Source organism: Alcanivorax sp. HI0044 (genome assembly GCF_001634945.1).
This window is the reverse complement of the sequence record NZ_LWEZ01000809.1, coordinates 1-219: the sequence shown is the minus strand read 5'-3', so window position 1 is coordinate 219 and position 219 is coordinate 1. Positions and strand designations below refer to the sequence as shown.

At 57.1% G+C, this 219-nt stretch carries 1 protein-coding gene; it reads left to right on the top strand.

Features of this window, described 5'->3' with window-relative positions:
- Window positions 1-185 (top strand): hypothetical protein (locus A3730_RS31410; protein WP_197477404.1); only part of this gene is annotated, 185 nt, incomplete at its 5' end.
- Window positions 186-219 lie beyond the last annotated feature (34 nt).

Sequence of the window (219 nt, the reverse complement as noted above, 5' to 3'; positions counted from 1 at the left end):
GCGAATGCGGGGCAACGGAAGACGACTACCACCTGGTGCATCAGTGGTGTCATCTGGCGACGTTTAACCATGCCCCCGGCGAGGAAGATCTGCACCCCCCGCATGACGTCTGCTTTGATCTGGACAGCTATCGCATGCTCCTGCATTTTCTCAACCGGGGGATCGAGCATTTCGTTATGCCGTAAACCGTCTTCACGGCCTGTTATCCCCGTCCGTACA